The following is a 6,768-nucleotide window of genomic DNA, read 5'->3' as shown; positions in this document are numbered from 1 at the left end:
GGCTCGCTGTGGCGGGCCGGCACCGCCGGCGGCGCCACCGCGCCCGCGGGCAGCGGCTGCCCTTCCGCGCCCGGACGCAACTGGCGCGAGAGGCCCGGCTCGGCCAGGCCGATCTGCTCCGAGAACTGGCTGAACACGTTGGCCGCCAGCGAGCGCGAGGCGTCGCGGATGACCTGGCCGCGGTTGGGCGGCAGCACGTCGCCGCGGCTGGACAGCAGCTTGGTGTCCGAGCCGGCGCCCTGCGCGGAGAACGAGGCCTTGATCTCCTGTGTGCGCGTGTTGATCAGCGAGAAGTCCGCCACCACGTCCAGGCCGAAGATGTGGCTGGCGTTGCTCGTGCCCTGGATGGGCGAGAGCGAGTCGCGGAACTGCAGGCTGGTCAGCGTGCCGAACAGTACGTAGTCCGCGCCGGCGAACTCGCCCTTGCGGATGCGCGCCACGATGTCGTGCACCTGCGGCTGGCGCACCGGCTTGGCCATCTTGCCGGTCTGGAGCTGGTTGAGCGCCTGCTCGGCCTTGGTCGGCTGCGGCTCGCCCGCGTCGAAGGCCTTGGCCTGCACCAGGCGGAACGTCGTGCCGCGCAGCAGCGCGCTGCGGATGTCGTTGGAGAACGAGCCCAGCTCGCGCTGCTGCACGTAGCTGTGGTTGCCCGCCACGTAGGTGCCGCTGCTTTGCTGCGTGGCCGCCATCGAGGTGGCGTTGGCATTGAGCGTGCTGCGTTGCTGGTGCGTGCCGGCCTCGAAGTACTCGGACACCTCCTGGGTGTAGGCCAGGTCGGTGACGGCGATGCGGGGCTGGGCCAGCGCGGCGGCACAGGCCAGCGCCAGCGCGGCGCAGGACAGGATGCGTTTCATCGGATGCGTGCTCCCTCGAAGGAAACTGGGCCGGGGCCGGCTCAGCGCTGGGTGGTCTTGCGGATTTCCTTCTCGTCCTGCCACTCGATGGTGCCCTCCTCGACGTCGAAGAGCTTGAGCGTGAACTTGTAGTAGACGTCCTTGGTGGCGGCGTTCTGCTTGACGATGCTGGTGAGCTCGCCCTCCACGCTGTACCTGGCCGCCGTCATCTGGCCGACCTTGGCGGTGGTGTTCTGCTTGTACAGGCCGCTCTGGTTCTGGCGCGTGAGCTCGTCCACGCCAGCCTGCATCTCCTGGATCGAGCGCGTGAAGCGCACCTTGCCCGACTTGACCAGCGCGGTCTGGATCGAGTTCATGACGTTGGTGGTGTCGATGTACTCGCTGGTCTTGTTCTTGACGGTGGAGATGGTCACCGTGGGCCGGCCCTGGAAGATGCCCGCCTCCAGCAGGCTGCCGGTCATCTTCTCCGCGATCATCTGCAGGTCCGTGGAGCCGAACTCGTTGGTGACCAGCTCGACGGCCTTGGCGTCGCCGTAGTTGGTGGTCTGGCGGTCGAAGCGCACGACGGGCGAGGAGACCGTGTTGCAGCCGGCAGCGGCCAGCAGCGTGGCGGCGGCCAGCGTGCACAGCGGCAGTCGGCGTGCGGCGGTCAGGACGGAAGCTTTCATGGGATGACGGGGGGAAGAGGTCATTCGACGTTGAACTCGAGGCGGAAGTCGGCGGCGGCCGGCGAGGGCGCCACGGCCTTGACCGGCTGCAACTGCTGGCCCAACAGCGGCATCTGCTTCCAGCTCTCGCCATCGCCGACCTGCATGCCGCCGCCGTCGAGCCAGCGGAAGCGGTAGTAGACGAAGCGGTCGCGCCGCTCGGGGTTCTGGAAGTCGGCCTCGACCACCAGCATGTCGTTGCGGCGCGCCATGCGGATCTCGGCGACGCGCACGCTCTTGAGGTCGCCGCGCGTGGCGAGCTTGGACAGGATCGCGGGCGACATGCCTTGATCGGTCTGGGCGGCCGCCGGCAGCGCCGCCGCCAGGAGCGCGGCACACAGGCCGGCCGCGCGCAGTGCGTGGATCATGGGTTTCCTTTGCAAGGGATCGGAGCGGACTCAGTTCGGCGACGCGCCCGGGCGCGGGGCCGCCGCGGGCTTGGCCTGGAGCCTGCCGGTGGGCCGGGCGGCGCGCGCGGGACGCGTTTCCACGGCCTTGGCGGCGACGGGCACCATGGCTGCGGCCGGGACGGCCACCGCCGCCGGGGCGGCCACGGCCAGCTGCGGCAGCGTCCCGAAGGCCGCAACCTGGCCGATGCTGACGGCCGCGTCCTGCACCGTCACCGGCACCAGCGCGTACTGGCCGGAGACCTTGATCGTGGTGCCCGTGTCGCGGCCGTCGATCAGCAGCCGGTGCTCGCCCTCGGGCAGGTAGCCGCGTGCCAGCGAGGCCACGCCCGGCAGCGTGCGCCACATGCGGTCGTCGGCCTGTTCCGTGGCGGCGGAGGCGATCATGGCAATGGCGCCGGCCAACGGCCCGCCGTGCTTTTGAGCCTCGTTTTGCAGCACGCCCTTGGCGATGGCGCGCGTGATGCCGCGCGCTACCGTGCCGGGCATCTCGTCCGCCAGCGCGCGGCGCGCCATGAGGTTCATGTCCACGACGGTGGCGGCCTTGAGCGTCACGTCGCCCAGCGCGAGCTCGGCCGGGCCGGGCTGGCGCGCGGCCTCGATGACGGGATAGGACACGCTCACGGTGTTGAGCCGTCCCGCGATGGGCACGGGGATGGTGAAGCGCATGGGCTTGCGCGCCGGCGCTTGTCCCGACTCGATGACGAACAGCACGTCCGTCATGCGTTGCTTGCGCCGGTGGGTGAAGCTCGTGCGCTGGTCCAGGCCGGCCAGGCCTTCTTCCAGCAACGGCGTATCGGGCTGGAGCTCGGCAGCCTTGCGGTAGCCCGGCGCGGCCAGTCCCGGCTCGTTGAGGGCCTCGTAGAGGAAGCCGGCGAGGTAGTGGCTCAACGCGTTCTGGTAGCCGTTCTTGAGCTTGAGCACCTCGGGATCGTTGAGCGTCTCCACCGGGTAGCCGTTGAGCGACTTGATCCCCGTCTGCGCGCCCTTGCTCTTGGCCTCTTCCTCGGCGGCGGCCGTGTCCTTGGCGCGGAATTCGGCGATGACGGCCTCGCGCTCGTGCGTGCGCTTGATGTCCACGCGCGCGTTTTCCCAGTCGTTGAGCGCGATGCGGTTGAGCGCCAGCCGCGTGGTCAGCCACACCTTCTCGTAGTCCTGGCCCTCATAGGGCTTGAGGCGTTCGCTGATCAGCGCCGCGCCCACGTTGCCCAGCAGCTTGCTGGGATCGGTCTTGGCGGTGCTCTCCCATTCGGACACCTTGGCATCGGCCTGCAGCCAGGCGGCCAGACTGTCCTCGTAGCGGCGGTCCTGGCGCAGCAGCTCGCCGCGCTCCAGGTTGTAGAGCAGCGCCGCGCGGGCATCGTCGCTGGTGGCCGACGCCTCAAGCTCCTTCAGCGCCGCGGCCGGCCCGCCCGCCCGCTGCGCGCCCTGCATCTTTCCGGCCAGCTCGTCGTGGCTTTTCATCGCCGCGCAACCCGACAGCAGCGCCACCACCAGGACGCTGAGCCCTGAGATCCGGATCCTTCCCCCCATCTTCTTCTCCCGTTTGATACTTTATTTTTCACCTTAATACTTTATGTTTCTTTACAAATAGCTTTGAGGCACATTGCTTGACTGGTGTCAACCGTGTCGTGTCAGCCGGTTGACCGTTGCATTGCGCTGTGCTGGGGCGGGGCGCCGTGTGCCTGGGATGTGGCGGCACGCTGCCGTATGGTCCGGGCCTCACTTGTCATCAAGGACCGCGACATGGGCGTGCCACGCCGTCAAGCCATCCTCTGCCTGCTGGGGCCGACCCTGGCGCTGCTCTCGGCCTGCTCGGCCGTGCCTCTGGATTCACCGGCGCCGTCCGGCGCTTCACCGGGAACAGCCCCGGTTGCGGCGCCTGCTTCCCGCCCCGTCAAGGTGCTGCTCATCACCCTCTACGGCCCCGAGGCCCAGGCCTGGCAGCCCAAGCTGAACTGGACCCGGCGTTACCAGGTTCCCGGCCTGTCCCCCAACTTCCCCACGGTCCAGTGCACCGACGACGACGTGTGCCTGATGACCACCGACATGGGCCATTCGAATGCCGCGGCCTCCACCATGGCGGCGGTTTTCAACGGGCCTTTTGATTTGTCCCGGGCCTATTTCCTGGTCACCGGCGTCGGTGGCATCAATCCGAACGTCGGTACGGTGGGTTCGGCGACCTGGGCGCGCTACGTGGTGGATTTCGGCCTGGCGCATGAATTCGACGCCCGCGAGAAACCGGCCGACTGGGCCTTCGGCTATTTCGGCATCAAGTCGGCGAACCCGGACGTCAAGCCGCCGCTGCGCTACGGCACGGAGTTGTTCCGGGTGGACGAGGCGCTGCTGCAGAAGGCGCTTCGACTCTCGCGCGGCGCCACGCTGGCCGACACGGCCGAGGCGCAGGCCTACCGGGCCCGATATCCGCAGGCCACGGCCCGGGCGGCGCCTTCGGTGATCCAGTGCGACACCGCCAGCGGCGACACCTACTGGCACGGCGAAATCCTGGGCAACTGGGCCACCAAGTGGACCGCGCTGCTCACCGACGGCCAAGGCACCTACTGCACCACGCAGCAGGAGGACAACGCGGTGTTCGAGGCCCTGCGGCGCGGCGCCATCGCGGGGCGGCTCGATCTGAAGCGCGTGGCCGTGATGCGCACCGGCTCCAATTTCGAGCGGCCGCATCCGGGGCAATCGGCGCTGGAATCCCTCAATACCAAGTCCGGCGGTTATCCGGCGGCCACGGCCAATCTCTACAACGCCGCCTGGCCGGTGGTGCGGGACATCGTCACCAACTGGGAACAGTGGCGGGTGGGCGTGCCGCTGCCTTGAGGCGCGGGCAGTCGCTCAGGCGGCCCGCAGTCCCAGCGCCGCCCGCTCCTGCGGCTCCACCCAGCGCCATTTCCCCGGCGCCAGGTCGCCCAGCGTCAGCGTGCCCATCGCGCTGCGGTGCAACTGCTCCACCCGGTTGCTCACCGCCGCCGCCATGCGCTTGACCTGGTGGTACTTGCCCTCCGTGAGCGTGAGCCGCAGCGAGCGCTCGCCCGTGGCTTCGCAGGCGGCCGCGCGCACCGGGGCGGGGTCGTCGTCCAGCACCACGCCGGCCAGCAGGCGCTGCACCTGCGTCGCGTCCACCGGGTGCTTCAGCGTCACCTCGTAGACCTTGGGCACGTGGTGTTTCGGGGAGGTGAGCCTGTGCAGCAGCGCGCCGTCGTCGGTGAGCAACAGAAAACCGGTGGTGTCCTCGTCCAGCCGGCCCACGGGCTGCAAGCCGCGCGTGCGCAGCGGGGGCGGCAGCAGGCTCATCACGCTGGGGTGGTGCTTGGGCTTCATCGAGCATTCGTAGCCGGCGGGCTTGTGCAGCAGCACCAGCGCTTTCTCGAAGTAGCGCCACGGCTCGCCGCGCACGCGGAAGCTGAGGCCCTCGGTCGGGATGTCCGCGTCCGGGTCGTCGATGACGCGGCCGTCCACCTCGACCAGCTCTGAAACGATCAGCCCGGCGCACTCGCGCCGCGTGCCGAAGCCCTGGGAAAAAAGGATCTGTGCCAATCGCATGCGCGGCACTGTAGCCGCCGCGACTTATGCACTTCGTGACATATCGCCCGGGGCCAGGGCCTCGCTGACAATCCCGCCCGCAGCGCACAGCCAGGCCGCCCTGGCGCTTTGCAATCCCCCAGATGTAGTCCATGAACGGTTTCACCGAATCCCTGCAGGCGGCCGCCGCCCTCATCGCCCAGGCTGACGCGCGGCTGTGGCAGGTGGTGTTTCTCTCCTTGTCGGTCAGCGGTGCCGCGAGCGCCCTGGCGGCCGTGCTGGGGCTGATCGGCGGCGCCTGGCTGGCGGTGAGCCGTTTTCCGGGGCAGCGCCTGCTGCTGCTGGTGCTCAACACGCTGCTGGCGCTGCCGCCGGTGGTGGTGGGGCTGACCGTCTACCTGCTGCTGTCGCGCTCGGGGCCGCTGGGCTCCTACGGGCTGCTGTTCACGCCCGGGGCGATGGTGGTGGCGCAGACGGTGCTGGTACTGCCGCTGGTGACGGCGCTCACGCGCCAGCTCGTGGCCGACGCGCTGCGCGGCAACGGCGAGCAGCTGCGCTCCATGGGCGCCGGCCCCTTGCAGAGCGCGCTGCTGCTGCTGGTGCACGAGCGCATGGCGCTGATGACGGTGCTGCTCACGGGCTTCGGCCGAGCCATCAGCGAGGTGGGGGCGGTGATGGTCGTGGGCGGCAACATCGACGGCATCACCCGTGTCATGACCACTGCCATCGCGCTGGAAACCAGCAAGGGCGACCTGGCCCAGGCGCTGGCGCTGGGCCTGCTGCTGCTGGCGGTGGTGGCGCTGGTCAACCTTTTCATCGCCACGCTGCGCCGCCTGCAGCCGGCGGAAAGCCTGGCCCGGTGAACGCGCCGCTGCACCTGGATCTGCTGCCGCCCGACCCCAACGCCGAGGCCCGCGGCGGCACGGCGTTGGAACGCGACGAGGTGCTGATCGAGCTGCGCGACGCCGCCGTGCGCCTGGGCGAGCGCCAGGTGCTGTTGCCCATGAGCCTGCGCGTGCGCGCGGGCGAGCGCATCGTGCTGCTGGGCGCCAACGGCAGCGGCAAGACGACCCTGCTGCGCCTGTTGCACGGCCAGCTGCGCTGCAGCGGCGAGCGCCGCGTGCGCCGCGGCGCCGACGGCTGCGAGCCGCGGCAGGCGATGCTGTTCCAGCGCCCCTTCCTGCTGCGCCTGTCGGTGTGGCGCAACCTGCTGCTGGCGCTGTGGCTGGCCGGCGTGCCGCGCGGCGAGCGCGCCGCGCGCGCCGA

Annotated in this window: 8 protein-coding genes; 3 read left to right on the top strand and 5 right to left on the bottom strand. The window is 69.9% G+C overall.

What is annotated here, in order from left to right:
• The 4 genes from Q0741_RS00675 to Q0741_RS00660 form a co-directional block, all read right to left on the bottom strand.
• Nucleotides 1-854: hypothetical protein (locus Q0741_RS00675; protein ID WP_298231278.1), on the bottom strand; the 854-nt coding region annotated here is incomplete at its 3' end.
• A 41-nt stretch (nucleotides 855-895) separates the two neighbouring features.
• Nucleotides 896-1,522, bottom strand: coding sequence for a penicillin-binding protein activator LpoB (gene lpoB, locus Q0741_RS00670; RefSeq protein WP_298231277.1), 627 nt, complete (start codon nucleotides 1,520-1,522; stop codon nucleotides 896-898).
• 20 nt (nucleotides 1,523-1,542) lie between these two features.
• Nucleotides 1,543-1,929 (bottom strand): YcfL family protein, encoded by a 387-nt coding sequence (locus Q0741_RS00665; RefSeq protein WP_298231276.1) that lies wholly within the window; start codon nucleotides 1,927-1,929, stop codon nucleotides 1,543-1,545.
• 30 nt (nucleotides 1,930-1,959) lie between these two features.
• Nucleotides 1,960-3,501: a hypothetical protein gene (locus tag Q0741_RS00660; RefSeq protein ID WP_298231275.1), complete on the bottom strand. Its 1,542-nt coding sequence runs from the start codon at nucleotides 3,499-3,501 to the stop codon at nucleotides 1,960-1,962.
• Nucleotides 3,502-3,870: 369 nt separating this feature from the next.
• On the opposite strand from Q0741_RS00660, the gene Q0741_RS00655 reads away from it, so the two are divergent.
• Nucleotides 3,871-4,800, top strand: coding sequence for a purine nucleoside permease (locus Q0741_RS00655; RefSeq protein WP_298231274.1), 930 nt, complete (start codon nucleotides 3,871-3,873; stop codon nucleotides 4,798-4,800).
• Nucleotides 4,801-4,815: 15 nt separating this feature from the next.
• Here Q0741_RS00655 and Q0741_RS00650 read toward each other — a convergent pair whose 3' ends face one another.
• Nucleotides 4,816-5,523 carry a pseudouridine synthase gene (locus Q0741_RS00650; RefSeq protein ID WP_298231273.1) on the bottom strand — a complete coding sequence of 236 codons (708 nt, stop codon included), beginning with the start codon at nucleotides 5,521-5,523 and terminating at the stop codon, nucleotides 4,816-4,818.
• Nucleotides 5,524-5,654: 131 nt separating this feature from the next.
• On the opposite strand from Q0741_RS00650, the gene Q0741_RS00645 reads away from it, so the two are divergent.
• Nucleotides 5,655-6,365 carry an ABC transporter permease gene (locus tag Q0741_RS00645; protein WP_298231272.1) on the top strand — a complete coding sequence of 237 codons (711 nt, stop codon included), beginning with the start codon at nucleotides 5,655-5,657 and terminating at the stop codon, nucleotides 6,363-6,365.
• Nucleotides 6,362-6,768: ATP-binding cassette domain-containing protein (locus tag Q0741_RS00640; RefSeq protein WP_298231271.1), on the top strand; the 407-nt coding region annotated here is incomplete at its 3' end. The genes Q0741_RS00645 and Q0741_RS00640, both read left to right, overlap by 4 nt.

Source organism: uncultured Azohydromonas sp. (assembly GCF_937926365.1).
In the GTDB taxonomy this organism is placed as follows: Bacteria; Pseudomonadota; Gammaproteobacteria; order Burkholderiales; family Burkholderiaceae_C; genus Azohydromonas.
The sequence above is the reverse complement of the archived record's forward strand: the minus strand, read 5'-3'. Positions and strand labels throughout refer to the sequence as shown.

What these genes read in the sequence shown, in the direction of transcription:
- lpoB (WP_298231277.1), bottom strand. Translation starts at nt 1,522, where the DNA reads ATGAAAGCTTCCGTCCTGACCGCCGCACGCCGACTGCCGCTGTGCACG.
- Q0741_RS00665 (WP_298231276.1), bottom strand. Translation starts at nt 1,929, where the DNA reads ATGATCCACGCACTGCGCGCGGCCGGCCTGTGTGCCGCGCTCCTGGCG.
- Q0741_RS00660 (WP_298231275.1), bottom strand. Translation starts at nt 3,501, where the DNA reads ATGGGGGGAAGGATCCGGATCTCAGGGCTCAGCGTCCTGGTGGTGGCG.
- Q0741_RS00650 (WP_298231273.1), bottom strand. Translation starts at nt 5,523, where the DNA reads ATGCGATTGGCACAGATCCTTTTTTCCCAGGGCTTCGGCACGCGGCGC.
- Q0741_RS00645 (WP_298231272.1), top strand. Translation starts at nt 5,655, where the DNA reads ATGAACGGTTTCACCGAATCCCTGCAGGCGGCCGCCGCCCTCATCGCC.